Source organism: Pseudonocardia alaniniphila (assembly GCF_022524485.1).
In the GTDB taxonomy this organism is placed as follows: Bacteria; Actinomycetota; Actinomycetes; order Mycobacteriales; family Pseudonocardiaceae; genus Pseudonocardia; species Pseudonocardia alaniniphila.
Window position 1 is genome coordinate 33,775 of sequence record NZ_JAKXMK010000013.1, and the last position, 23,487, is coordinate 57,261.

The 23,487-nt window shown below is 72.3% G+C and carries 22 protein-coding genes; 17 read left to right on the plus strand and 5 right to left on the minus strand.

Features of this window, described 5'->3' with window-relative positions:
- The first annotated feature begins 9 nt into the window (after positions 1–9).
- Positions 10–303, plus strand: coding sequence for a DUF6457 domain-containing protein (locus MMF94_RS16610; protein WP_241037637.1), 294 nt, complete (start codon positions 10–12; stop codon positions 301–303).
- Between the two features lie 25 nt (positions 304–328).
- Here MMF94_RS16610 and MMF94_RS16615 read toward each other — a convergent pair whose 3' ends face one another.
- Entirely contained in the window at positions 329–763 is a 435-nt protein-coding gene (locus tag MMF94_RS16615; protein ID WP_241037638.1) for a PPOX class F420-dependent oxidoreductase, read from the minus strand.
- A gap of 71 nt (positions 764–834) precedes the next feature.
- Positions 835–1,401 carry an Lrp/AsnC family transcriptional regulator gene (locus MMF94_RS16620; protein WP_241037640.1) on the minus strand — a complete coding sequence of 189 codons (567 nt, stop codon included), beginning with the start codon at positions 1,399–1,401 and terminating at the stop codon, positions 835–837.
- A 236-nt stretch (positions 1,402–1,637) separates the two neighbouring features.
- Between MMF94_RS16620 and MMF94_RS16625 the strand changes: the two genes are divergently transcribed.
- The 9 genes from MMF94_RS16625 (at position 1,638) to ndk (ending at position 12,616) form a co-directional block, all read left to right on the plus strand.
- A complete protein-coding gene (locus tag MMF94_RS16625) occupies positions 1,638–2,393 on the plus strand; it encodes an SDR family NAD(P)-dependent oxidoreductase (RefSeq protein WP_241037641.1) in 756 nt (251 codons plus the stop codon).
- Positions 2,383–3,837 (plus strand): aldehyde dehydrogenase family protein, encoded by a 1,455-nt coding sequence (locus tag MMF94_RS16630; protein WP_241037643.1) that lies wholly within the window; start codon positions 2,383–2,385, stop codon positions 3,835–3,837. The genes MMF94_RS16625 and MMF94_RS16630 overlap by 11 nt, the downstream gene beginning before the upstream one ends.
- A 98-nt stretch (positions 3,838–3,935) precedes the next feature.
- Positions 3,936–5,135: a Cmx/CmrA family chloramphenicol efflux MFS transporter gene (locus MMF94_RS16635; protein ID WP_241037644.1), complete on the plus strand. Its 1,200-nt coding sequence runs from the start codon at positions 3,936–3,938 to the stop codon at positions 5,133–5,135.
- A gap of 86 nt (positions 5,136–5,221) precedes the next feature.
- Positions 5,222–6,769 (plus strand): alkaline phosphatase D family protein, encoded by a 1,548-nt coding sequence (locus MMF94_RS16640; RefSeq protein ID WP_241037645.1) that lies wholly within the window; start codon positions 5,222–5,224, stop codon positions 6,767–6,769.
- 74 nt (positions 6,770–6,843) lie between these two features.
- Positions 6,844–7,623: a hypothetical protein gene (locus MMF94_RS16645; RefSeq protein ID WP_241037647.1), complete on the plus strand. Its 780-nt coding sequence runs from the start codon at positions 6,844–6,846 to the stop codon at positions 7,621–7,623.
- Positions 7,620–10,256, plus strand: a complete 2,637-nt coding sequence (locus MMF94_RS16650) for a valine--tRNA ligase (RefSeq protein WP_241037648.1) — start codon at positions 7,620–7,622, stop codon at positions 10,254–10,256. Before MMF94_RS16645 ends, MMF94_RS16650 begins: the two co-directional genes overlap by 4 nt.
- Positions 10,253–11,740 (plus strand): bifunctional folylpolyglutamate synthase/dihydrofolate synthase, encoded by a 1,488-nt coding sequence (locus MMF94_RS16655; protein WP_241037649.1) that lies wholly within the window; start codon positions 10,253–10,255, stop codon positions 11,738–11,740. Before MMF94_RS16650 ends, MMF94_RS16655 begins: the two co-directional genes overlap by 4 nt.
- On the plus strand, positions 11,737–12,168 hold the full coding sequence (locus MMF94_RS16660; RefSeq protein ID WP_241037650.1) for a DUF4233 domain-containing protein: 432 nt from the start codon (positions 11,737–11,739) through the stop codon (positions 12,166–12,168). Before MMF94_RS16655 ends, MMF94_RS16660 begins: the two co-directional genes overlap by 4 nt.
- Positions 12,169–12,205: 37 nt before the next feature.
- Positions 12,206–12,616 (plus strand): nucleoside-diphosphate kinase, encoded by a 411-nt coding sequence (gene ndk, locus MMF94_RS16665; protein ID WP_241037651.1) that lies wholly within the window; start codon positions 12,206–12,208, stop codon positions 12,614–12,616.
- A gap of 12 nt (positions 12,617–12,628) precedes the next feature.
- Here ndk and MMF94_RS16670 read toward each other — a convergent pair whose 3' ends face one another.
- Both MMF94_RS16670 and MMF94_RS16675 read right to left on the minus strand, forming a co-directional pair.
- Positions 12,629–13,471: an MBL fold metallo-hydrolase gene (locus MMF94_RS16670; RefSeq protein ID WP_241037653.1), complete on the minus strand. Its 843-nt coding sequence runs from the start codon at positions 13,469–13,471 to the stop codon at positions 12,629–12,631.
- The gene (locus tag MMF94_RS16675; RefSeq protein WP_241037655.1) at positions 13,468–14,046 is read right to left on the minus strand and encodes a TetR/AcrR family transcriptional regulator; all 579 of its coding nucleotides are present in this window, start codon (positions 14,044–14,046) and stop codon (positions 13,468–13,470) included. Before MMF94_RS16675 ends, MMF94_RS16670 begins: the two co-directional genes overlap by 4 nt.
- A gap of 89 nt (positions 14,047–14,135) precedes the next feature.
- On the opposite strand from MMF94_RS16675, the gene MMF94_RS16680 reads away from it, so the two are divergent.
- From MMF94_RS16680 to MMF94_RS16695, 4 genes are all read left to right on the plus strand, one after another.
- Positions 14,136–15,059 carry an ABC transporter ATP-binding protein gene (locus MMF94_RS16680; RefSeq protein ID WP_241037656.1) on the plus strand — a complete coding sequence of 308 codons (924 nt, stop codon included), beginning with the start codon at positions 14,136–14,138 and terminating at the stop codon, positions 15,057–15,059.
- On the plus strand, positions 15,059–15,904 hold the full coding sequence (locus MMF94_RS16685; RefSeq protein WP_241037657.1) for an ABC transporter permease: 846 nt from the start codon (positions 15,059–15,061) through the stop codon (positions 15,902–15,904). The genes MMF94_RS16680 and MMF94_RS16685 overlap by 1 nt, the downstream gene beginning before the upstream one ends.
- Positions 15,901–16,731, plus strand: a complete 831-nt coding sequence (locus MMF94_RS16690) for an ABC transporter permease (protein ID WP_241037658.1) — start codon at positions 15,901–15,903, stop codon at positions 16,729–16,731. Before MMF94_RS16685 ends, MMF94_RS16690 begins: the two co-directional genes overlap by 4 nt.
- Positions 16,732–16,812: 81 nt before the next feature.
- Entirely contained in the window at positions 16,813–17,604 is a 792-nt protein-coding gene (locus tag MMF94_RS16695; RefSeq protein ID WP_241037659.1) for a hypothetical protein, read from the plus strand.
- A gap of 18 nt (positions 17,605–17,622) precedes the next feature.
- Here MMF94_RS16695 and MMF94_RS16700 read toward each other — a convergent pair whose 3' ends face one another.
- Entirely contained in the window at positions 17,623–19,893 is a 2,271-nt protein-coding gene (locus MMF94_RS16700; RefSeq protein ID WP_241037660.1) for a hypothetical protein, read from the minus strand.
- 141 nt (positions 19,894–20,034) lie between these two features.
- Between MMF94_RS16700 and MMF94_RS16705 the strand changes: the two genes are divergently transcribed.
- The 3 genes from MMF94_RS16705 to MMF94_RS16715 are packed head-to-tail and all read left to right on the plus strand — an operon-like array spanning position 20,035 to position 23,419.
- Entirely contained in the window at positions 20,035–21,987 is a 1,953-nt protein-coding gene (locus MMF94_RS16705; RefSeq protein WP_379660459.1) for a TIGR03960 family B12-binding radical SAM protein, read from the plus strand.
- Positions 21,980–22,498, plus strand: coding sequence for a GNAT family N-acetyltransferase (locus tag MMF94_RS16710; protein ID WP_241037662.1), 519 nt, complete (start codon positions 21,980–21,982; stop codon positions 22,496–22,498). The genes MMF94_RS16705 and MMF94_RS16710 overlap by 8 nt, the downstream gene beginning before the upstream one ends.
- 39 nt (positions 22,499–22,537) lie before the next feature.
- Entirely contained in the window at positions 22,538–23,419 is an 882-nt protein-coding gene (locus MMF94_RS16715; protein WP_241037663.1) for an AraC family transcriptional regulator, read from the plus strand.
- Positions 23,420–23,487 lie beyond the last annotated feature (68 nt).

The window sequence follows — 23,487 nt, forward strand, 5'->3', positions numbered from 1 at the left end:
GTCCCCGTCGTGAGCCCGAGCAGTGATGCGAAAGCCCTGTCCGAGTGGGTCGACGCCGTGTCCCAGGAACTGGGGCTGGAAGGCGCGGTGGACAGCGCCACCACCGTCGACATGGTCCTCGACCTGACCTCGGATGTCGCCCACGGCGTCAGCCGCCCGGGCGCGCCGGTCACGGCGTTCCTGATCGGGCTGGCGGCCGGGCGGGCCGCCGACCCTGCGGTCGCCGCCCGCGACTACGCGCAGAAGATCAGCCGCCTCGCCGACGGGTGGGACAGCGAGAGCGGGGCAACGAAGCAGGCCTGATCCCGGGCCGGCCCCACCGGCTCGGTCAGCCGATGATGTCGAACTCCGCGATCACCTTCGTCGGCCGCAGGCGCACCACGAGCTCGCCGGGCCCGGCGTTGCGCTTCCCGAAGTCCGCGGCGCGCTCCTCACCCACGTACCGGGCCGCGATGGCGGTGGCGGTGCGGAGGAGCTCGTCGGGGTCCTCCGAGACCGCCGCCTCGCCTTGGACCTGCACGTACGCATACGGCGGCTCCGGCAGGTCGACGCAGAGCGTCAGCCTGGGGTCGCGGGCCACGGCGCGTCCCTTCGCGGTGTTCTTCCCGGTGTTGAACACCAGTTCGGGTGCCTCGTCGGGGCCTTCTACCAGGAACCACACGGGCGCCACGAGCGCTCGGCCGTTGGCAGCGACGAAGCCGAGCCTGCCGGTGCGGGTGCCTTCGGAGAGGAAGGCGCGGACCTCAGGGTCAATCCGGGTCATGCGTCGCACTGTATTCACGCCGACGGCCATCCGCTGTCCAGCCGCGCGGGGACCGTACCCGCGCAGGAGTCCTAACCGGTGGTCTCGTCCACGGTGCCCTGCGGGGCGGCGGCCCGGTCGATGTGGTCGAGGAGGCCGGCGGCGAAGTTCTTCGGCGGCATCTCGGCCATCCCGATGAGGGTCTCCGTGCGTTGCATTCCGGGGATCTGCCAGATCCGCTCCATGAGCAGCGTCCGCAGGTGGCCGTGGTCGCGCACCCGCAGTTTGGCGAGCATGTCGAGGCTGCCGGTGACGATCATGACGTCCTCGACCTCGGCGATCTCCCACAGGCTGCGCATGATCTCGGCGGTGTCGTACCCCGCCGCGGCGGTGACCGACAGGTACACGCTGACCCCGTAACCGACGGCGTCCCAGTCGATCTGTGCGCCGTAGCCGCGGATGACGCCGCTGCGTTCCAGCCTGCTCATCCGTTCGCTCACCGTGGGCGCCGAGATTCCCAGCCGCGCCGCCAGCCGGCGCTGGGAGATGCGGGCGTGCTCCGCGAGGTGACGCAGCAACGCGAGATCGATGTCGTCCAGGGGCACGGCGGCCCTGGGCTGCGCCGCGACCTTCGCTAGCCCGGCCAATGATGCGTCCAACCGACCCACACCCACCTCGCCGACTGCTGTGCCCTCACCTCGTAGTCGCGGCAAGTGAGCCACGCTACTTTGCCGATTGACAGAAGTTTCCCCTCAGATCCTGTCGAATGCAAGGCCGTTGCGGACAGCATTTCGATTGAGAGCCTGCGGCAGCGTCGTTAGGCTTACACGCGGACTTCGGGTCGCAGTCACCCCCAGCCACCAGGCCCCATCGGGGCCGTCGAGGGAGGAAACCGTTGATCGATCTCTCCGGACGAGTCGTCCTGATCACCGGGGCGGGCGGCGGTATCGGTTCCGCGACCGCTCGCACCGTTGTCGCGGCAGGCGCCTCGGTCGTGCTGCACGACGTCAGCGTGGAGGCCACCCTCGCCCTGGAGGAGGAGATCGGCGAGCGGGCCCACCGGCTCGGGGCCGATCTGAGCGACTCCGCAGCCGCCGATGCGCTGTGGCAGGAGGCCCTGCGGGTGCACGGGCGGATCGACGTGCTGGTCAACAACGCCGGCATCTACCCGCCGGCACCGCTGGACGAGAGCCTCGCCGAATGGATGGGCGTCTGGAACCGGTCGCTGGCTGTCAACCTGCTCGCACCTGCGGTTCTGTGCCGTGCGGCCGTCGCCACCTACCGGACCCAGGAGGGCGGCGGCATCATCGTCAACCTGGCGAGCCGTGCCGCCTTCCGTGGTGAGGACCCGGACTACTGGCACTACGCCGCGGCGAAGGCAGGCGTCGTCGCGATGACCCGCACCATCGCCCGCCAGTACGGCCGCGAAGGCGTCACCGCGTTCGCCCTCGCCCCGGGGTACGTCGACACCGCGTTGAACAAGGTGTTCGCGGAGGAGGTCGGCGTCGAGGTCGCGGCGCGCGACACCGGACTCGGCAAGGTGGCCCAGCCGCAGGACGTCGCCAACGTGATCGCGTTCCTCTCCTCGGGCCTGGCCACGCATGCCACCGGCACAACCATCGACGTCAACGGGGCGAGCTATGTCCGCTGACTCCACGGCCCAGGTCGCGACGCGCCTGTTCGTCGGGGGCCGGTGGCGCGACGGCGCGGCGGGCCGGATCCCGGTGACGGATCCCGGCAACGGCCGGACGATCGGCACCGTGGAGCAGGCGGACGAGCGCGATGTCGCGGATGCGCTCGACGCCGCGTCGGCCGCGTTCCGTGCGTGGAGCACCATGGTGCCGGCGCAGCGTGGCGCGATCCTGAAGAAGGCCGCCGCGCTGCTCGGTTCGCGCGCGGCGGAGATCGCCACCACCCTGATGCTGGAGGCCGGGAAGACCCGCGCCGAGGCCCGCGGCGAGATCCAGCGGGCGATCGACACCCTCGAGTGGAACGGCGAGCAGGCCGCCCGGGTCGAGGGCCGGGTGATCGGCGGGGCGGTCGCGGGCAGCAGGCGCTACTCCGTCCCGACCCCGCTCGGCGTGGTCGCCGCGTTCACCGCCTGGAACTTCCCCGCGGTTCTCGGCGCGCGCAAGCTCGGCGGCACGCTCGCCGCCGGCTGCACAGTCGTGCTGAAGGCGGCCGAGAGCGCCCCTGGCACGGCCGCGGCGATCGTCCAGGCGCTCGTGGACGCCGGGCTGCCGGACGGTGTGGTGAACCTCGTCTTCGGCGACCCGCCCACGGTGTCCGCCCAGCTCCTGGGCTCGCCCGTGGTCAAGGCGGTGACCTTCACCGGCTCCACCGCAGTCGGAAAACGGCTGGCCGCCCTCGCGGCCCCGCGGCTCATCCGGGGCGTGTTCGAGCTCGGCGGCCACGCGCCTGTCCTCGTGTGCGAGGACGCCGACGTGCACAGCGTCGTCGCCGTCACGAGCCCGGCGAAGTTCGGCTCCGCCGGCCAGTCCTGTGTCGCGCCGAGCCGCTACCTGGTGCATCGCAGCCTGTACGACGCGTTCGCCTCCCGGCTGACCGACCACGCGCGATCCCTGCGCCTGGGCCACGGCTCGGACCCGGAGACCACGATGGGTTCGCTGGTTCACCAGGGCCGGGTGGATGCCATGCTCCGGCTGACGCAGGACGCGGTCGGGCGCGGCGCCCGGCTGCTGTGCGGAGGCCGGCAACCCGAGCGGGACGGCTTCTTCTTCGAGCCCACGGTGCTGGCGGACGTGCCGCACGACGCGGACATCATGTCCGAAGAGCCGTTCGGGCCGATCGCGGCGCTCGTCCCGTTCGACGACGTCGACGAGGCCATCGAACTGGCCAATGCCCCGGAGTACGCCTTCGCTGCCTACGTCTTCACCGACTCACTCACCCGGCGCGAGATCGCGGTGGAGCGGCTGGCGGCGAGCAACATCGGCATCAACCAGATGGCGCCGTCGCTGCCGGACGCTCCGCTCGGCGGGCTCGACGCGAGCGGCTACGGCTACGAGGGCGGGGCCGAGGGAGTGCTGTCGTTCACGCAGCTGCGGCTGGTCAGCCAGTCCGCACCACCGCGCTGACCCCGCCCACCACGGCAATCCGGCACGCGTGTTGCCGGAATCGGTGGACGGCGCCAACGGGTTGTCACCAGCACGAGGACCGGCATCCAGGGGGGAACGTGTCCGCTGTCGCTGCGCCGTTGCAGCCTGCTCGCATCCCGCGAGTCGTCCCGGTGCTGGCGCTGAGCATCTTCGCGCTCGGCACCAGCGAGTTCATGATCGCCGGGCTGTTGCCGCAGCTGGCGTCCGACCTCCGGGTCGGGATCCCCGAGGCGGGCTACCTGATCTCGGCGTTCGCGGTCGGGATGATCGTCGGCGCTCCCGCGATGGCCGTGCTGACGCTGCGACTACCCCGGCGCACCACGCTGCTGGCCGCCCTCGGTGTGTTCGTCGTCGGGCACGTGGTCAGCGCTCTCGCGCCGCAGTACGGGGTCCTGCTCGCCGCCCGGGTGGTCACGGCGGTGGCGACCGGGGCGTTCTGGGCTGTCGCGGCCGTCGTCACGGTGTCGGCGGTGGTGCCGCAGCTGCGGGCCAGGTCGCTGGCCGTGCTTCTCGGCGGGCTCACCGTCGCGAACGTCGCCGGGGTGCCGCTGGGCACTCTCGTGGGCCAGCAGTTCGGCTGGCGTTCGGCGTTCTGGGCGGTCGGCGCGCTGGCCGCCGTGAGTGCGCTCGGCGTGGTGCTGAGCGTCCCGCCCGGCACGGCGCACGGGGCTGCGCCGCGGGTGGCCGCCGAGCTCGCGGCGTTCCGGCACGGTCGGTTGTGGCTCGCGCTGGGCACCACCGCGCTCTACCAGTCCGCCATGATCGGCGCGTTCAGCTACGTCGCGCCGTTGCTCACCGAGGTCGCGGGAATCGAGGAGCGGTGGGTGCCCGCCGTGCTGCTCGGGTTCGGGCTCGGGAGCCTCGTGGGCGTGGTGGTCGGTGGCCGGCTCGCCGATCCGTACCCGTGGCCCACCCTGTTCGGCGGGCTCGCGAGCGCCGGGGTGTTGCTCGGGCTGGTCGGGGTGTTCGCACGGGAGCCGGTGGTCGTCGCCGGGCTGGTCGTGCTGCTGGGTGCCATCGCGTTCATCGCCGGTGCCCCGCTGAACGCGAGGGTGTTCGCGCTGGCGGGCGCCGCTCCCACGCTGGCGAGCGCCACCAACACCTCGGCGTTCAACGTCGGCAACTCGCTGGGGCCGGCGCTCGGCGGGCTGGCGATCGGGGCGGGGTGGGGCTTCACCGCGCCGGCCTACCTGGGCGTGCTGCTGGCGGCAGGGGCGATCGTGGTGGCGCTCGTGTCATGGCGGCTCGACCGGCGGGGATCGCTGCACGCGGAGTGAAGCGGCGCCGCCGGTAGATCAGAGTTCACCTGCGCGTCCCCTTCACGATCCGGCGTCCGGTTCACCCGATCGGATTACATGCCACCATGCGCTCCCACCACGCCGTCGACCGGCGCACCCTGCTCCGCACCGCCGCGATCGGCGGGCTCGCGGCGGCCGTCCCGCTGGGTACCTCCGCCCCCGCGTTCGCCGCTCCGGCCCTTGCCCGCCCCGACCGCCCCGTGCTCACCCACGGTGTCCAGTCCGGGGACGTGCTGGAGGGGTCCGGGCTGGTCTGGGCCCGTGCCGACCGGCCGTCGCGCATGGTCGTCGAGGTGTCGGCCGACGCCGACTTCCGTCGCTCCCGCACGATCCGCGGACCCGTTCTCACGCCGGACACGGACTTCACCGGCAAGCTGCGCGTGCCCGGCGAGGGACGGACGGTGCACTACCGCGTCACTGCGGAGGACCTCGACGGCCGCAGCGTGAGCGAGCCCGTGAGCGGCTCGTTCCGCACGCTGCCCGGCAAGCGCGACGGCGTCCGCTTCCTGTGGTCGGGTGACGTGGCCGGGCAGGGCTGGGGGATCAACCCGGACATCGGCGGGATGCGGATCTACGCGGCGATGGCCGACCGCCACCCGGACTTCTTCATCCACAGCGGCGACACGATCTACGCCGACAACCCGGTCACGGAGTCCGTCAAGCTGCCCGACGGCCGGACGTGGCGCAACATCGTGACCCCCGAGAAGTCCAAGGTCGCCGAGACCCTCGCCGAGTTCCGCGGGCAGCACGCCTACAACCAGCTCGACGAGAACGTGCGCGCGTTCGCCGCGGCCGTGCCCCAGATCAACCAGTGGGACGACCACGAGGTCCTCAACAACTGGTACCCCGGCGAGGTGATCACGGACGCCCAGTACACCGAGAAGCGCGTCGACGTGCTCGCGAAGCGGGCGTTCCAGGCGTTCCACGAGTGGGTGCCGCTGGACCCGCGCCGGGCGGTGGACGGGCGGGTCTACCGGCGGCTGCCCTACGGACCCCACGTCGAGGTCTTCGTGATCGACATGCGGACCTACCGTGACGCCAACGACGCCAACACGAAGCCGATGGAGCGGATCCTCGGCGAGAAGCAGGCGAAGTGGCTGGTCGACGCGCTCGAGTCGTCGAAGGCGACGTGGAAGATCGTCGCGTCGGACATGCCGATCGGCATCCAGGTGCCCGACGGCACCGCGTGGGAGGCCGTCGCCAACGGCGTTGCGGGCCCGCCGAGCGGCCGCGAGGCCGAGATCGCCTGGGTGCTGACCGAGCTGAAGAAGCGCGAGGTGCGCGACGTCGTCTGGCTGACCGCCGACGTGCACTACACCGCGGCCATCAACTACTCGCCTGCCCGCGCGGCCTTCACGGAGTTCGACGAGTTCTGGGAGTTCGTCTCCGGCCCGCTGAACGCCGGCGCGTTCGGACCCAACGCGATGGACTCGACGTTCGGCCCCGAGGTGGCGTACGTGCGGGCGCCCCCGGCCGCGAACGCCTCGCCGATGGAGGGCTTCCAGCACTTCGGTGAGGTCGAGGTCGCACCGGGCGGCGAGGAGCTGCGGGTGACGCTGCGTGCGCAGGACGGTGCGGGGCTGTGGTCCAAGGCGCTGACGCGCACGAAGTGACGTCCCGGTCCTGACGTAGAGGTCGGGACAACGAGGGAGTGCGCGATCCGCCACCCGCAGGGAGGATCGCGGACATGCGGACGGTGTGCGGAGTGGCGCGGCGGATCCAGTCGCTCGTAGGACGCGGCATGCGCAAGCCGGGCCGTGTCGCGCAGGTGCTTCCGTTGGCCGGTGGTCGCAGGCCGCTGCTCTCCGAGCAGGTCGGGGAGCAGCGCCGCGGCGGCGTCCGGCTCGACCAGGTGGACCGCACGGCGTGTGGCAGCGCGGTGCTCGTCGCGCTGGCCGCGTGGGCCGACCCCGGGGAGACGCAGCGCCTCGACGGGGAGCGGGTGCTGGGTGCCGTCACCGGATCCGTGGGCGTGACCACGGGGGTCGCCACCGGCTTCGGCACCCGTTACGACGAGCGTCAGCGCCAGGTGCACCGTGAGACCAACCGCTTCTGGCCCCGCGCGCTCGGGACCACCCCGTGGGCAATGGTGCGGTGGTTGCGGCGCAACGTCCCCGGCGCGGGGCCGTACCGGGTGCGCCTGGTGGACGACACGTCGGCCGTCGACCTCGCTTCGGCCCTCGACGAGGCGAGCGCCGCCCTCGCGGCCGGCCGTCCCGTGCCGATGCTCGTCGGGTCGGTCGTCCCACGGCACTACGTCATGGCCCTGGGCGTGCAGGGCCCCGACTCGTGGCGGGTCTACGAGCCGTCCCTCGGTCGGGTACGGGCGCTGGACCTGCGGCTCGTGCGGCAGCGCAGGCTCGCCCCCGTGCTGGGTTTCCACCGTCTGCACGCCCTGCTGCTCCCGCCTGCGGGCACGGGTGCGCGGGGAACCGGGTCGACCGCGGCTCGTAGACTTGAGCGGTGACCGACACGCTTCCCTCCCGCACTGCCGACCTGCCCGCCCAGTGGAATCCGGGCGAGGTAGAGGCCGGTATGTACGAGCGGTGGGTCGAGGCCGGTTACTTCACCGCCGACGCGTCGAGCGACAAGCCGTCGTTCTCCAACGTCATCCCGCCGCCGAACGTCACCGGCAGCCTGCACATCGGCCACGCGTTCGAGCACACCCTCATCGACATCCTGGTGCGCCGCCGCCGCATGCAGGGCTACGAGACGCTGTGGCTCCCCGGCATGGACCACGCCTCGATCGCGGTCCACGCGCTGGTCGAGCGCGCGCTCGCCGCGGAGGGCACGAGCAGGCGCGAGATGGGCCGCGAGGCCTTCGTCGAGCGCACCTGGCAGTGGAAGGCCGAGTACGGCGGCGCCATCCTCAGCCAGATGCGGCGTCTCGGCGACAGCGTCGACTGGAGCCGCGAGCGCTTCACCATGGACGAGGGCCTGAGCCGTGCCGTCGTCACCATCTTCAAGCGGCTCTACGACGACGGCCTCATCTACCGCGCCGAGCGGATGGTCAACTGGTCGCCGGAGCTGCGCAGCGTGCTCTCCGACGTCGAGGTCGAGCACCGCGAGGTCGAGGGAGAGCTCGTCTCCATCCGTTACGGCGACGGTGCCGACGCGGTCGTCGTCGCCACCACCCGCGTGGAGACGATGCTGGGCGACACCGCCGTCGCGGTCCACCCCGACGACGAGCGCTACAAGCACCTGGTCGGCCGGGAGATCGAGCTCCCGCTGGTGGGGCGCATGATCCCGGTCGTCGCCGACGAGCACGTCGACCCGAGCTTCGGCACGGGCGCGGTCAAGGTCACCCCGGCCCACGACCCCAACGACTTCGAGATCGGGCGGCGCCACAACCTGCCGATGCCCTCGATCATGGACGAGTCCGGGCGGATCGCCGACACCGGCACCGAGTTCGACGGCATGGACCGCTTCGAGGCGCGCGTCGCCGTGCGCGAGGCCCTGGCCGCGCAGGGGCGGATCGTCGCGGAGAAGCGCCCGTACGTCCACAGCGTCGGGCACTCGTCACGGGGCTCGAAGGAGCCGATCGAGCCGCGGCTGTCGCTGCAGTGGTTCGTCAAGGTCGGGCCGCTGGCGAAGGCCGCGGGCGACGCCGTGCGCGACGGCCGTGTCGCCGTCCACCCGAAGGAGCTCGAACCCCGCTGGTTCAGCTGGGTCGACAACATGCACGACTGGACCATCAGCCGGCAGCTGTGGTGGGGCCATCGCATCCCGGTCTGGTACGGCCCCGACGGCGAGATGGTCTGCGTCGGCGCGGACGAGGAGCCGCCGGCCGGCTGGACGCAGGACGAGGACGTCCTCGACACGTGGTTCTCCTCGGCCTTGTGGCCGTTCTCCACGCTGGGCTGGCCGGACAAGACCCCCGACCTCGAGAAGTTCTATCCCACGTCGGTGCTGGTCACGGGCTACGACATCCTGTTCTTCTGGGTCGCCAGGATGATGATGTTCGGCCTCTACGCGATGCAGGACCAGGGTCCGGACAAAGCGATCCCGTTCCACACCATCGCGCTGCACGGCATGGTCCGCGACCAGTTCGGCAAGAAGATGTCGAAGTCGTCCGGCAACACCGTCGACCCGCTGGAGTGGATGGACCGCTACGGCACCGACGCCCTGCGTTTCGCGCTGGCGCGTGGGGCCAACCCGGGCACCGACGTCCCGATCGGTGAGGACGCCGTCCAGGCCTCCCGCAACTTCGACACGAAGCTCTGGAACGCCACCAGGTTCGCGCTGGCCAACGGCGCGTCACCGGCGCTGCCGCTGCCCACCGCCCCCACCGACGCCGACCGCTGGATCCTCGGCAGGCTGCGTGAGGTCCGCGAGCAGACCGACGCGCTCCTGGAGGACTTCCAGTTCGCCAAGGCGGTCGAAGGGCTCTACCACTTCACGTGGGACGAGCTCTGCGACTGGTACGTCGAGCTGGCGAAGGTCCAGCTCCGCGACGACGCCACCGCCGACGGCACCAGGGCGGTGCTCGGGCACGTCTTCGACGCGCTGCTACGGCTGCTCCACCCGGTCATCCCGTTCATCACCGAGGCGCTGTGGCAGGGGCTCACCGACGGGGAGTCCGTCGTCGTCGCGCAGTGGCCGGTCGACGCAGGTGTCGCTCCCGACGCCCTCGCCGCGTCCCGGATCGCCGACCTGCAGAAGCTCGTCACCGAGGTCCGCCGCTTCCGCACCGAGCAGCGCGTGCCCGACAGCCGTCGCGTCGCCGCCCGCATCGTGGGGCTGGACGAGGCGGGGCTCGCCGGCCACCGCGGTGCCGTCGCGGCGCTGGTCCGGCTGGACGACGCGGGCTCGGACTTCACCCCCACGGCCGCGTTCGAGGTCGGGCTCGGGAGCGGCACGGTCCAGGTCGAGATCGACACGTCCGGCGCCATCGACGTGGCCGCCGAGCGTGCTCGGCTCACCCGCGACCTGGCCGCGGCCCGCAAGGAGCTCGACCAGGCGGACAAGAAGCTCGGCAACCCCAAGTTCGTCGAGAAGGCGCCCGCCGACGTCGTCGAGGGCATCCGGTCCCGGCGCGCCGCGGCGGCCGCCGACATCGACCGGATCGAGGCAAGGCTGGAGGCTCTGCCCGCGTCATGACGAGGGACCGGGAGGAACTGCCGGAGGGCGAGGGCGAGGTCCGCTCTCCGGAGGAGGCGGCCGAAGACGCCGTCGTCTCGCACGTTCTCGACGCCATCCGCGGCGGGGAGAGCCCCGACGTCGTGCCTGCGCAGTCGTCGGTGATCGGGTTCGCGGAGTTCCTGGCCGCCGACGCCGCGCTCGACCGGCGCGCGCCGGAGACGGTGATCGAGCCGTCGCTGGAGAGGATCGCAGCGCTCGTCGACGTGCTCGGCGACCCGCAGCGCGGCTACCCGGTCGTGCACATCACCGGCACGAACGGCAAGACGTCCACGTCCCGGATGATCGACGCCCTGCTCACCGAGATCGGGCTGCGCACCGGCCGCTACACGAGCCCGCACCTGCAGCGCGCCACCGAGCGGATCAACATCGACAACCGGCCGATCTCCCCGGAGCGCTACGTCACGCTCTACCGGGACGTCCTGCCGTTCGTCGAGATGGTCGACGCGAAGCTCGGCACGCTCTCGAAGTTCGAGGTGCTCACGGGGATGGCCTTCGCCGCCTTCGCCGACGCCCCGGTCGAGGCCGCGATCCTGGAGGTCGGGCTGGGTGGCACGTGGGACGCCACGAACGTCGCCGACGGCAACGTCGCGGTGGTCACCCCGATCGGGCTCGACCACATGGAGTTCCTCGGCGACGACATTCTCGGCATCGCCCGGGAGAAGGCCGGGATCATCAAGCCGGGCGCGGTGGCGGTGCTGGCCGCGCAGGACAAGAACGTGGCCGAGGTGCTGCTGGAGCGCTGCGTCGAGGTGGACGCCCAGGTGGCCAGGGAGGGTGCCGAGTTCGGGGTGCGGGAGCGGGAGATCGCGGTGGGCGGCCAGCGGCTCACCCTGCAGGGTCTCTCCGGCACCTACGACGACATCTTCCTGCCGCTGCACGGCGAGCACCAGGCGAGCAACGCCGCGCTCGCGCTCGCCGCGGCCGAGGCCCTCGTCGGTGCCGGGCCGCGGCAGCCGCTGGATCCCGACGTGGTGCGCGCGGCGTTCGCCGGCGTCGCGTCGCCGGGCCGACTGGAGCGGGTCGCGGCAGGCGAGGGTGGGCCCACCGTGCTCATCGACGCGGCGCACAACCCGGCGGGCGCTCGCTCGCTCGCTGCCGCGCTCACCACCGACTTCCGGTTCGCGCGGCTCGTCGGCGTGCTCGGTGTGATGCGGGACAAGGACGTGCGCGGCATCCTGGACGAGCTGGAACCGGTGCTGCACGAGGTGGTCGTCACCGCCAACTCCTCGCCGCGGGCCATGGATCCCGACGAGCTGGGCGCGATCGCCGCCGAGGTGTTCGGTTCCGACCGCGTGAGTGTCGAGCCGGTGCTGGCCGAGGCCGTCGAGCAGGCGGGGGAGCTGGCCGAGGAGGGCGGCGAGTCCGGGGTCGGTGTGGTGGTGACCGGCTCGGTGGTCACGGCCGGTGAGGTGAGGGCCATGTTCGGGAAGGAACCCGTATGAGCTCGCCCGGCCCCGGCAACGGGGCCGACCCCGTCACCGGGCCCGCACCTGTGCACGGGCCCGACCCCATGAAGGGGCTGCGCGGGGTCTTCGCCGCCACCCTCACGCTCGAAGCGATCGTGGTGGCGCTGGCGCTGCTCGTGCTGCCGAAGTTCGGTGAGGGCGCCACCCCGCTCGCGGTCGGGGTGATCGGGGCGCTGGCGGTCGTGATGATCGTCGCCGCGGGGTTGCAGCGGCGGCCGTGGGGACTGCGGCTGGCGCTCGTCCTGCAGGTGGTGATGGTGGCCTGCGGGCTGCTGGTCCCGGCGCTGGGCGTGATGGGCGGGGTGTTCGTCCTCGTCTGGGTCGTGCTCCTGATGCTGCGCCGCGACCTCGCGGGGAAGATGGCCCGCGGGGAACTGCCCAGCCAGCAGCCCCGGGATCCCTGACGCGGCCGCTCCGCGGCCCGTCGATACGCTGGGCGACGTGACTGAACGCACCCTGGTCCTCGTCAAGCCCGACGGCGTCGAGCGCAAGCTGATCGGCGAGGTGCTCGCGCGCATCGAGCGCAAGGGCCTCGACATCGTCGCGCTCGAGCTGCGCACGGTCGAGCGCGAGCTCGCCGAGCAGCACTACGCCGAGCACGACGGCAAGCCCTTCTTCGGCGACCTGCTCGAGTTCATCACCTCGGGACCCGTGCTCGCGGCCGTCGTCGAGGGCCCGCGGGCGATCGCGGCTTTCCGGCAGCTGGCAGGCGGCACCGACCCGGTGGCCAAGGCCACCCCCGGCACCATCCGCGGCGACTTCGGACTGGAGACGCAGTACAACCTCGTCCACGGCTCCGACTCGGAGGAGAGCGCGGCGCGGGAGATCAAGCTCTGGTTCCCGAACCTCTGACCTCCGCCCGGCTCAGCTGACGCGGGCCGCCGGCTGTCGGGCGGCCCGCAGCTGAACCGGGTCGTGCGCGTTGAACACGGTGACCTCGTCGCCGTGCGCGCGCACGAGCTCGCGCAGCCTTTCCTGGTTGGCGAGCCGCAGCCCGCGGGCGGTCTCCACCCGGCCCTGCATCAGTCGCAGGCCCGGCGTGCACCAGGGTGCGTCCGTGCGGATCTCGGCGTGGAAGAAATAGGCATCGCCCGCGTGCAGCAGCCAGCGGTCGTCCTCGCGCACCGCCACGCCCGTGTGCCCGACCGTGTGGCCGATCAAGGGCACCAGCAGGATCTCCGGCGGCAGCCCGGGGATGTCGCGCACGGCGTGGAAGCCGAACCACTCCTCGCCCTGCGGGTCGTGCGGCGCCCACTTCGGCCCGTGCGCCCACTGGCCGCTCGGGTAGCGCGTGCGCTCGCTGCCGCTGCGCGCGCTCAGCGCGGCCTCCAGCTCCGTGCGCAACACGTGCACCTGAGCGTCGGGGAAGTCGCGCAGCCCGCCGCCGTGGTCGAGGTCGAGATGGGTGAGCACGACGTGGCGCACGTCGGACGCGTGGAAGCCCAGCCCCTCCACCTGGTGCAGCGCGGTCTCGGCGATGTCGAGCACGGGTCGGGCCAGGCGGCGCCACCCCCGGGTGAGGGTGGCGTCCGGGTCGGTGACGTCGCCCGTGCCGAGGCCGCTGTCGACGAGGACGAGGCCGTTGTCCGTCTCGATCAGCAGGCAGTGGCAGACCAGCTCGGCGGTGGCGAGGACGGGCCCGGTGCCGCTCACCAGCCTTCCGCCGAAGGGCCGCATGGTGGCGCAGTTGAGGTGATGGACCCTCATGTCGAGCTCCGTCCGTCGTTCAGGAGGATCCGCAGGCGGGCGCCGACGGCGTGCAGGGGGGCGAGGTCGCGGCGGGTGCGCGCGAGCAGGAGGGCGCCCTCGATCGCGGCGATCACCAGCGTGGCGACCTCCTCGGGGTCCTCGACGCCCGCCGAGTCGAGATGGTTCGCAACGAGCGACTGCCACGAGTCGTAGACGTCCGCGCACGCCGTACGGATCGGCTCGCTGTGCCCTGCCGTGTCCAGGGCGACGGTCGCGACCGGGCAGCCCTCGCGGAAGTCGGTGGCGGCGAGGTGTTCGCCGAGCAGACCGACCGCTCGCTCCAGCGCCTGCACCGGATCGGGCGTGCTCGCCAGCGTCGCGGCGAGTGCCGAGCAGAGCTCGTCGCCCGCCAGCCGCACCGACTCCACGGCCAGCTGTTCCTTCCCGCCGGGGAAGTGGAAGTACAGGGAGCCCTTCGGCAGGTTGCCCTCGCTGAGCACTTGGTTCAGCCCCGTGGCGTGGTAGCCCTGCGCCCGGAACAGACCCGCGGCGGTGCGGATCACCCGTTCCCGCGTCGACGGTCGTTCGTTCACGACGGCGACTATAGAGACCGGTCTACTAGGCGTCCAGGCCGCCCGATATCGCGCGATTTCTGTCGGGGAGGTCCATTACCGTGCGGGACGTGGCAGACGGGCTGGTCCAGGCGCGCGGGCTGCGCAAGCGTTTCGGTGATTTCGAGGCGGTCCGGGGCGTCGACATCGACGTCGCCCGCGGCGAGGTGTTCGGCTTCCTGGGCCCCAACGGCGCCGGCAAGTCGTCCACGATGCGGATGATCGCGTGCGTCTCACCCCGCACCGACGGATCGCTGCAGGTCCTGGGCATGGATCCCGACGTCGACGGCCCACGCATCCGGGCCCGCATCGGCGTCGTCCCCCAGCTCGACAACCTCGACACCGAGCTGACGGTCCGGCAGAACCTGCAGATCTACGGCCGCTACTTCGGCCTGTCTCGCGCCCATGTGCGGGCCAAGGCCAGTGAGCTGCTCGAGTTCGCACAGCTCACCGAACGGGCCGAGCACGAGGTGGAGCCGCTCTCCGGCGGGATGAAGCGCCGGCTCACCATCGCGCGTGCCCTGGTCAACGACCCCGAGCTGCTGCTGCTCGACGAGCCCACCACGGGTCTCGACCCGCAGGCGCGCCACCTGCTGTGGGAGCGGCTCTACCGGCTCAAGCGCGAGGGCGTCACCCAGATCATCACCACCCACTACATGGACGAGGCCGAGCAGCTGTGCGATCGGCTCGTGGTGATGGACGGCGGCGTGATCGTGGCGGAGGGGTCGCCTGCCGAGCTGATCGGGCGGTACTCCACCCGGGAGGTGCTGGAGCTGCGGTTCGACGTCGGGCAGCGCCCCGATCCCGCCGCCCTCGCGCCGTTCGCCGAGCGGGTGGAGGAGCTGCCCGACCGCCTGCTGCTCTACTCCGCCGACGGCGAGCACACCCACGCCGAGGTCGCGCGTGCCGGTTTCGTGCCGTTGTCGGCTCTGGCCCGGCGCTCCACGCTGGAGGACGTCTTCCTCCGCCTCACCGGCCGCACGCTGGTGGACTGATGACCGCCGGCACCGGGAGCGCCCCGGTCGTCACGCGGTCCACCGGGCGGGCGCCGGGCCGGTGGGGCGGCGGCGTGCTGCGCGTCGTCGAGCACCTCTGGACCTGGTACCGGCGCAACTGGCGGGCCACCGCCGTGTCGTCGGTGCTGCAGCCGCTGCTGTTCCTGCTGGCCTTCGGGGTGGGCTTCGGCTCGCTCGTGGCCGGCACGGGCAGCGCGCAGGCGGCCACCGGCGGCGTCGACTACCTGGTGTGGCTCGCGCCCGCGCTGCTGGCCGTCTCGGCGGTGCAGAGCGCGGCGTTCGAGTCCACCTACCCGGTGCTGTCGGGGTTCAAGTGGCAGCGCGTCTACCACGCGATGACCGCGAGCCCGATCTCCCCGGCCCAGGTGGCGCTCGGGCACCTCGTCTGGGTCGCGCTCAAGACGGCTGGCTCCGGTGCCGTCTACGTCGTCGTGATCGCCCTGTTCGGTGGCGTCGCGAGCGTGGGCATCGTGGTATCGCTGCTGGCAGCCGTGCTCACCGGGGCCGCGATGGCCTCGCTCGTCACCGCGTTCTCCGCCACCGTCGAGAACGAGGGTGCCGCGTTCAACGCCCTGTTCCGCTTCGTCGTCATCCCGATGACGTTGTTCTCGGGCACGTTCTTCCCGGTCGACCGTCTGCCGGAGTGGGTGCAGCCCGTCGCGTTCGTCTCACCGCTCTGGCACGGCACCGAGCTCGCCCGCGCGGCGGCCCTCGACCGGTGGCAGCCGCTCGCCGCGCTGGGCCACCTGGCCTACCTCGGTGCGCTCCTCGTGCTCGGGATCGCGCTCGCCACCCGGTTCTTCACCAGGAGGCTCACCAGGTGACCGCCCAGGTTCCCGCCCCGCCGGCCGCCGGTGGGTTGTTGCGCCTGCTCCCGGCCGGAAGCTACGCGGGGCGCTCCCACGCGTTGCTGCTGCGCTCGGCCACGGCGTCCCGGCGGGCGTGGCTCGCTTTCGTCTCGGGGTTCTTCGAGCCGGTGTTCTATCTCGTCGCGATGGGGCAGGGGCTCGGATCGCTGGTCGGCACGCTGCCCGGGCCCGACGGCAGCCCCATCAGCTATGCGGCGTTCATCGCCCCGGGGTTGCTTGCGGCCTCGGCGATGAACGGCGCCGTGTTCGACGCCACCTTCAACGTCTTCTTCAAGCTCAAGCACGCCAAACTCTACGACGCGATGCTGGCCACCCCACTCGGCACGGTCGACATCGCGCTCGGAGAGATCGGCTGGGCGCTCATCCGCGGCGGGCTCTACGCGCTCGGGTTCCTCACGGTGATGGCGGGCTTCGGGCTCCTCGTCTCTCCCTGGGCGCTGCTCGCGCTGCCGGCCGCGCTGGTGGTGGCGTTCGCCTTCGCCGCCATCGGCATGGCGGCCACGTCCTACATGCGGTCGTGGCAGGACTTCGACCTGGTCACGCTCGTGATCCTGCCGATGTTTCTGTTCTCCACCACCTTCTACCCGCTCTCGGTGTATCCGCGGTGGCTGCAGATCGTGGTGGAGTGCCTGCCGCTCTTCCATGCGGTGGAGCTGATGCGGGGGCTCACCACCGGCGCGGTGCACCTCGGGATGCTCGGACACCTGACGTACTTCCTCGTGATGATCGCGCTCGGTGTCACCGTCGCGTCACGCAGGCTCGACGCCCTGTTGCTGCGTTAGCACCCCGCTCGTCCCCGTCTCCGGTTCCGTCGAGCGAACTCGGCTGGCCCGACGCCTGCGGGCAGGCAGACAATGGCGCCCATGACGGTGACGTCCCGGCGACCAGTGCTCGCCGACCTCGTCCGCAGCATCCTGGTGGCGGTGTTCGCGGTGCTCCAGATCGTCGTTTCCGTGCTCACGGAAACCGGGGCCACGCACGAGTCCATCGGTGCGGTGGCTCGCGAGTACGCCACGCCGTTGCTGGCCGCCGATTGGGCGTTCGCCATCTGGGGGCCCATCTACGTCGGGTTCCTCGGCTATGCCGTGTACCAGGCGTTGCCGGGGCAGTGGGGCCGGCAGCTCCACCGCGAGATCGGCTGGTGGCTCGCGTTCTCCGCGGTGGTCAACATCGGCTGGGTGCTGGCGTTCGGCTCGGGCTGGGTGCCGCTGGCCGAGCTGCTGATCGTGATGCTGCTGGTCGCGTTGGCGGTCGTGTTCGGCCGGCTCAGCCGGCAGCCTGCCGAGAGCGTCCTCGAACGTGTTGTCCTGCGCGGCACGGTCGCGCTCTACACGGGATGGGTGTCGTTCGCCATCGCGCTCGCCACCGCGGCCACTGGCGCGTGGATGGGCCTGCCCGCCTCCGGCGCGCTGGCGGCGATCGCAGCGGTCGTCGTGCTGCTGGCGGTGTCGGTGATCGCGTCGTGGGTGGTGCTCGCCGGCACGGCCGTCATCGGCTACTCGGTCGCCGCGGTGTGGGCAGCGGCCGGCATCGCGCTCAACGACCCGCCCGCCGCGGTGGTGGTGGCCGGCGCGATCGCGATCGTCGTGATCATCGCTTCCACCACCCGCAGGCTCACCACTGCGGGCAACCCGATGCGCGCCGCCTGGGGCTGACCCCGTCCGGGCGCTGGGTCAGGGGAGGTCCACCCGGAGCACATCTCCGGTGTCGTAGGCCATCAGCCCGCCCTCGGCGGCGAAGAGTCCGAGGCCGGCCAGCCGCCGATCCTGGGCCACCACGGTGACGGCCCCGTCGGCGCCGACGGCGACCACCACGTCGTCGGAGACCACGAGCGGCCGCCCCGACCCGTCGAGCCCGACGGTGGCGCGGGGCAGCGCCAGCGCCGCAGGCGCGACTCCCCGTGCCAACTGCACGGCCACCGGGGTGGTGTCGGCGCGGCGCTCGCCCGCGTCGATCACCGGTCCGAGAACCCGGTCGCCATCGAGGACGAGCAGCCGGCCGTCGGCGAGTACCCAGCCGCGGCCGTCGCTGCGGACCACACCGCCGTCGATCCGGCCCTCGACCGTGCTCACGGGCGCGCCGCCGTCGATCCGGAAGGCGCCCACGGGCGTGGCGAGCAGCGGCGGGCGGCCACCGAGGTCGGTGAGGAGGAACGTGTCGGCACCCCCGGTGGGCGCCGGATCCGCGACGGGCGCGAAACGTTGCTCGCCCGCCGCCGTGGCGTGCACGAGCGTCCGGGGCGTGCCGCCGGGGGCCGACTCGAGCCACCACACGCCGCCGGATCCGTCGGGCCACACCTGGCCTCTCACGCCGTCCGAGCGTGTGCCGACGGGCGTGCGGGTTCCGTCCGCGGCGACGACGGCCACCTCGCCGCCCGGCGCCCCGGCCGCCCACCGCCCGTCGACACCGAGGGGGACGCCGAGCGAGTCGCGTCCCGCCCTCGCCACCGGCACCAACGTGACGGGCCGGGCAACAGCGGCGGGGCTCGGAGTGCAGCCCGCCGGAGGTGCCGGGAGGTCGCCGAGCGCGGAGCCCGGTTCCAAGAGCCGCCACAGCGCAGGTCCGTCGGGGTCGAGGGAGGCCAGCACGACGTCTCCGGACGGGGCCACCGCAATCGAGCTGACCGGGCCAGGGAGCGGGGACGGCACCGCGCGCAGCGCCCCGGAGGGATCCAGCCGGACCAGCCGGGCCGTGGCTCCGTCTCCGGCGACGAACCAGATCCCGCCCGCGTCGTCGACGGCGAGCGGGCTCTGGCGGGGGAGGAAGGTCGCCGGGCCGGACGCCGTGAGGCCGCACGACGGGTCGAGCCCGCCTGCCAGCACGTCCACCTCCGCGCGGGCGGCGGGTCCGCTGGAGATCCGTTCCAGGCGAACCCCGCCCGCCTGCGGGACGAAACGCACGGCACCATCACGCAGCGGAAGCACCGCGGCGACGTCGACGGGCACGCTGTCGACCGGCCCGAGGATGAACACCACCGGGAGGAAGGTGCCCGCGGCCGACTGCGTGCCGTTTCGTTCGGCGAGGTCGAGCACGCGTGCGGTGCCAGGCGGGTCGCCCGTGGAGCGCAACCACATCGCGCCGTCCGGGCCGACCACGCTCGCGGCGCTCACCCCGTGCACGGTGACGGCGACGGGGTCCGTCGCGTCGAGCCCGGTGACGGTCACCTCTTGCGCACCCGACCAGCGCGCGACGCGGCCCTCGTCCACTCCGAGGATCGACGGGCCGGGCGTCGAGGGTGGGGCGTCGGGGGTCAGGGCGAGCACCTCGGCGCGTCCACGGGGGTCGACACCGGCGAGCCCGGCCCTGCTCGCGATGCCGACCCCGCCGTCGAGGGCCACGATGCGGGGTTCGGGGGACGCGGGGAGCCCGGCGGTGCCGGTGCGCAGTTGCGAAGCGTCCAGTTCGCCGATGCGCACGAACGGTCCGGCACGGCGCGTGTCGGAGCCGGATCCCGGTCCACCGGGCAGCACCGGAACGGCAACCGCGATGAGCACGACCGCCAGGAGCGCGCCGAGGAGCAAGCGTGGGGTCCGGCCGGCGGCGAGCAGCACGGCGCCGGTACCGGCGATCAGCGCGATCACGGCACCGAGGGCCGCGCCCGAACCCCACCCGGCCAGCACCGACACCCCGGCCGCGACGAACGCCGCTCCCGTCACCGCCACGAGCACCCGCGCCGCGATGGCCCAGCGCCCGCCGCGACGGGCGTACAGCAGCACGACGATCGCGGCCGCCACGACGAGCGCCACCAGCAGGGCGGCCCCTGCGGTGCCGATGACCTCCCAGCCAGACCAGCGCGCGGCCTCTCCCGGCACAGCGGGCCCGGTGCCGGTGAGCACCACGGGCCGGCGGGGCGCGGTCCACCACGGCAGCGGCAACGTCACCGCGGGGACGGCCACCAGCGCGGCGGCTGTGAGCAGGGCGGGTGGCGTGCGTCCGATGGTCATCGGCGCCCCCCTCGTTCGTCCGGGCGGTCACCGTACCCACCCGGCGACCGGAATGGGTGCCGCGCGGTCGACGGGCGCTTCGCCGGTGGGGCTACCCTGGATCAGCGTGACCGGCGACCTACTCCCACCAGTGGTGACATGATGGCCCCCACCGTGTTCGCCGAGCTGGAACCGCTGCTTCCGAGGGTGTCCAAGCCGGTGCAGTACGTCGGCGGCGAGCTGAACGCGCAGCTCAAGGACTGGGAGTCGGCTGCCGTCCGATGGGCGCTCATGTACCCCGACGCCTACGAGGTGGGCCTGCCCAACCAGGGTGTCATGATCCTCTACGAGCTGCTCAACGAACGGGACGACGCGCTCGCCGAGCGCTGCTACTCCGTGTGGCCCGACCTCGAGGCGCTGATGCGCGAGCACGGCGTGCCCGCGTTCACGGTGGACGGCCACCGGCCGCTCGGGGCGTTCGACCTGCTCGGCGTGAGCTTCTCCACCGAGCTCGGCTACACCAACCTGCTCACGTCGCTGGATCTCGCCGGCATCCCGTTGCACGCGGCCGATCGCGGCATCGACGATCTGGTCGTGGTTGCCGGTGGCCACGCGGCGTTCAACCCGGAGCCGATCGCCGACTTCATCGACGTGGCCGCGATCGGCGACGGCGAGGAGGTGGTCGGGGAGATCACCGACGTCGTCAAGCAGTGGAAGGCCGAGGGCAGGCCCGGTGGCCGGCCTGAGCTGCTGCTGCGACTGGCGGCCACTGACGGCTGCTACGTCCCGTCGCTCTACACCGTGGCCTACGGCGACGACGGCGCGATCGCCGCGGTCACCCCGAACGGGGAGCGCGTGCCGCGCACCGTCACCAAGCGCACCACCACCGACCTCGACTCGTGGCCGTACCCGAAGAAGCCGCTGGTACCGCTGGCCGAGACGGTGCACGAGCGCGCCAGCGTGGAGATCTTCCGTGGCTGCACGCGCGGCTGCCGGTTCTGCCAGGCGGGCATGATCACCCGGCCGGTGCGCGAGCGGTCCCTGGCCGGTATCGGCGAGATGGTCGACTCCGCCGTGCGTGCCAGCGGCTTCGACGAGGTCGGGCTGCTGTCGCTGTCGAGCGCCGACCACTCCGAGATCGCGGAGATCACGAAGGGCCTGGCCGACCGGTACGAGGGCACGAACACGTCGCTCTCGCTGCCCTCCACCCGCGTCGACGCGTTCAACATCGACCTCGCCAACGAGATCTCCCGCAACGGGCGCCGCTCCGGGCTCACCTTCGCACCGGAGGGCGGTTCCGAGCGGATCCGCCGCGTGATCAACAAGATGGTGTCGGAGGAGGACCTGATCCGCACCGTCTCGGAGGCGTTCGCACAGGGCTGGCGGCAGGTGAAGCTCTACTTCATGTGTGGCCTGCCCACCGAGGAGGACGAGGACGTCCTGCAGATCGCCGACATGGCCCACAACGTGATCCGCGCCGGCCGGGAGGCGTCCGGACGCAACGACGTGCGGTGCACCATCTCGATCGGCGGGTTCGTGCCCAAGCCGCACACCCCGTTCCAGTGGGCCGCGCAGGCGCACCCCGACGTGGTCGACGACCGGCTGCGCAAGCTGCGCGCGGCCGTCAACAGCAACCGCAAGCTCGGCCGCAACGTCGGGATGCGCTACCACGACGGGCAGCCCTCGCTGATCGAAGGCCTGCTCGCACGTGGTGACCGCCGAGTGGGCCGGGTGATCGAACGGGTGTGGCGCGACGGCGGCCGGTTCGACGGCTGGAGCGAGCACTTCTCCTACGAGCGGTGGGTCGGGGCGTCGGCTGCGGAGCTGGAGCCGCTCGGCGTCTCGCTCGACTGGTTCACCACGCGTGAGCGCGGCCGCGAGGAGGTGCTCCCGTGGGACCACCTCGACTCGGGCCTGGAGCGCGACTGGCTCTGGGACGACTGGCAGGACGCCCTGTCGGGCCGTGAGCAGGACGACTGCCGGTGGACGCCGTGCTTCGACTGCGGTGTCTGCCCCTCCACCGGCACGGACATCCAGGTCGGCCCGAGCGGCACGAAGCTCATCCCGCTGGCTGTCGTGAATCCGGTGGCAAGAGCCTCGGGCGCGAGTGGCTGAGCGTCCCGGGTCCGGTCCGCAGGTCGCCATTCGAGTCGCCGACGAGCGCGATGTGCTCGCGTTGGCCGGCCTGCGCCGCGCGTGGCTGGAGGAACGCACGGGCGAGCCGATCGACGACCCGGGGTTCGAGGCCGCCTTCGAACAGTGGTGGCGCGTGGAGCTGCCGCGGCGGACGTTCTGGCTGGCCGAGGTCGGATCGCCGCGCAGCGGCTTCACGGCCATCGGCTCGATCAACGTCGTCGAGATCGTGCACATGCCCCGGCCCGGCGCGCGGGGCGGGCGCATCGGGCACGTCGGCAACGCCTTCGTGCTGTCGGCCTTCGCCGACCGCGGTGTGCCGGCGGCGCTGCTGGCTGCCGCGCTGGAGCACGCCCGGGACCGCCGGTACCGGCGGCTGCTGCTGGCCCCCACGGCCGGCAGCGCACCGTTCTACCGGCGGGCGGGTTTCGTGCCGGCGGGCGAGCAACTGCTCATGCTCGACCCGTCGACCCTTCCGGCACCACCTGCCTGAGCATCCGATCTCGCCCGCGGCACGGGAAGGGGGACCGGGGTGGCCGAGTTCGACGCGCTGGAGCTCGATGAGAGCGCGCACGCCCGGCGCATGTTCTGCAGTTGGGAGCAGGCGGGCTGGCGGTCCTTGCTCGTGCGCCGCTTCGACGACGACCCGGTGGTCGAGCAGGTGGAGGTGCCCCCGAGCGATGACCAGCAGCTCGTCCTGGTGACGTCGGGTCGAATGGCCATCGAGTCCGGGGCGGACGGTCGCTGGCGCAACGCCCGGTACGCCCCTGGGTCGATCGGGTTGACCGCGCCGAACCGGCTCACGCGGCTGCGCTGGCGGAGCACGTCGCCGGAGCCGATCAGCAGGCTCCACATCTATCTGCCGGGCAGCGTCCTGCACCGGGTGGCGGACGAGGTGTGCCCGCATGAGGCGCCCAGGGCCGACTCGCTCGCCCTGACGGACCCCGTACTGATGCAGATGATGCTCGCGCTCGCGAACGCCGCCGCGGCCGGCGCGCCCGATTTGTATGCGGAGTCGGCGGCCGAGTTTCTCGCGGTGCACATCCTCGTGCACCACACCGGTCGTTTCCTCTCGCCTGCTCCACGGCACGAGGACGTGCGCGTCCGGCGGGTGCTGGACTTCATGCGGGACAACCTGCACCAGAACCTCACCCTCGCCGAGATGGCCCGCGAGGCAGGGCTGAGTACGTTCCATTTCCTGCGCGTGTTCAAAGCGGCGACCGGACGAACTCCGCATCGCCATCTCACCGAACTGCGCGTGGAGATCGCGCGGCATCACCTGGAGAACGGCTCGCTGCCCGTCGGTGAGATCGCCTACCTGTGCGGTTTCAGCAGTCCGGCCCATCTGTCGACGGTTTTCACCCGCACCGTGGGCACATCACCGTCGGCCTATCGGCGGCAATGGCGGGCATAGTCCGCAACGGGCGGGACGCCCCGATGTCAGCGGGCCGGGCGCCCACGACGCGAGCGCCCGGCGGATGC

What these genes read in the sequence shown, in the direction of transcription:
- MMF94_RS16615 (WP_241037638.1), bottom strand. Translation starts at nt 763, where the DNA reads ATGACCCGGATTGACCCTGAGGTCCGCGCCTTCCTCTCCGAAGGCACC.
- MMF94_RS16630 (WP_241037643.1), top strand. Translation starts at nt 2,383, where the DNA reads ATGTCCGCTGACTCCACGGCCCAGGTCGCGACGCGCCTGTTCGTCGGG.
- MMF94_RS16640 (WP_241037645.1), top strand. Translation starts at nt 5,222, where the DNA reads ATGCGCTCCCACCACGCCGTCGACCGGCGCACCCTGCTCCGCACCGCC.
- MMF94_RS16645 (WP_241037647.1), top strand. Translation starts at nt 6,844, where the DNA reads ATGCGGACGGTGTGCGGAGTGGCGCGGCGGATCCAGTCGCTCGTAGGA.
- MMF94_RS16655 (WP_241037649.1), top strand. Translation starts at nt 10,253, where the DNA reads ATGACGAGGGACCGGGAGGAACTGCCGGAGGGCGAGGGCGAGGTCCGC.
- MMF94_RS16660 (WP_241037650.1), top strand. Translation starts at nt 11,737, where the DNA reads ATGAGCTCGCCCGGCCCCGGCAACGGGGCCGACCCCGTCACCGGGCCC.
- MMF94_RS16670 (WP_241037653.1), bottom strand. Translation starts at nt 13,471, where the DNA reads ATGAGGGTCCATCACCTCAACTGCGCCACCATGCGGCCCTTCGGCGGA.
- MMF94_RS16685 (WP_241037657.1), top strand. Translation starts at nt 15,059, where the DNA reads ATGACCGCCGGCACCGGGAGCGCCCCGGTCGTCACGCGGTCCACCGGG.
- MMF94_RS16695 (WP_241037659.1), top strand. Translation starts at nt 16,813, where the DNA reads ATGACGGTGACGTCCCGGCGACCAGTGCTCGCCGACCTCGTCCGCAGC.
- MMF94_RS16700 (WP_241037660.1), bottom strand. Translation starts at nt 19,893, where the DNA reads ATGACCATCGGACGCACGCCACCCGCCCTGCTCACAGCCGCCGCGCTG.
- MMF94_RS16705 (WP_379660459.1), top strand. Translation starts at nt 20,035, where the DNA reads ATGGCCCCCACCGTGTTCGCCGAGCTGGAACCGCTGCTTCCGAGGGTG.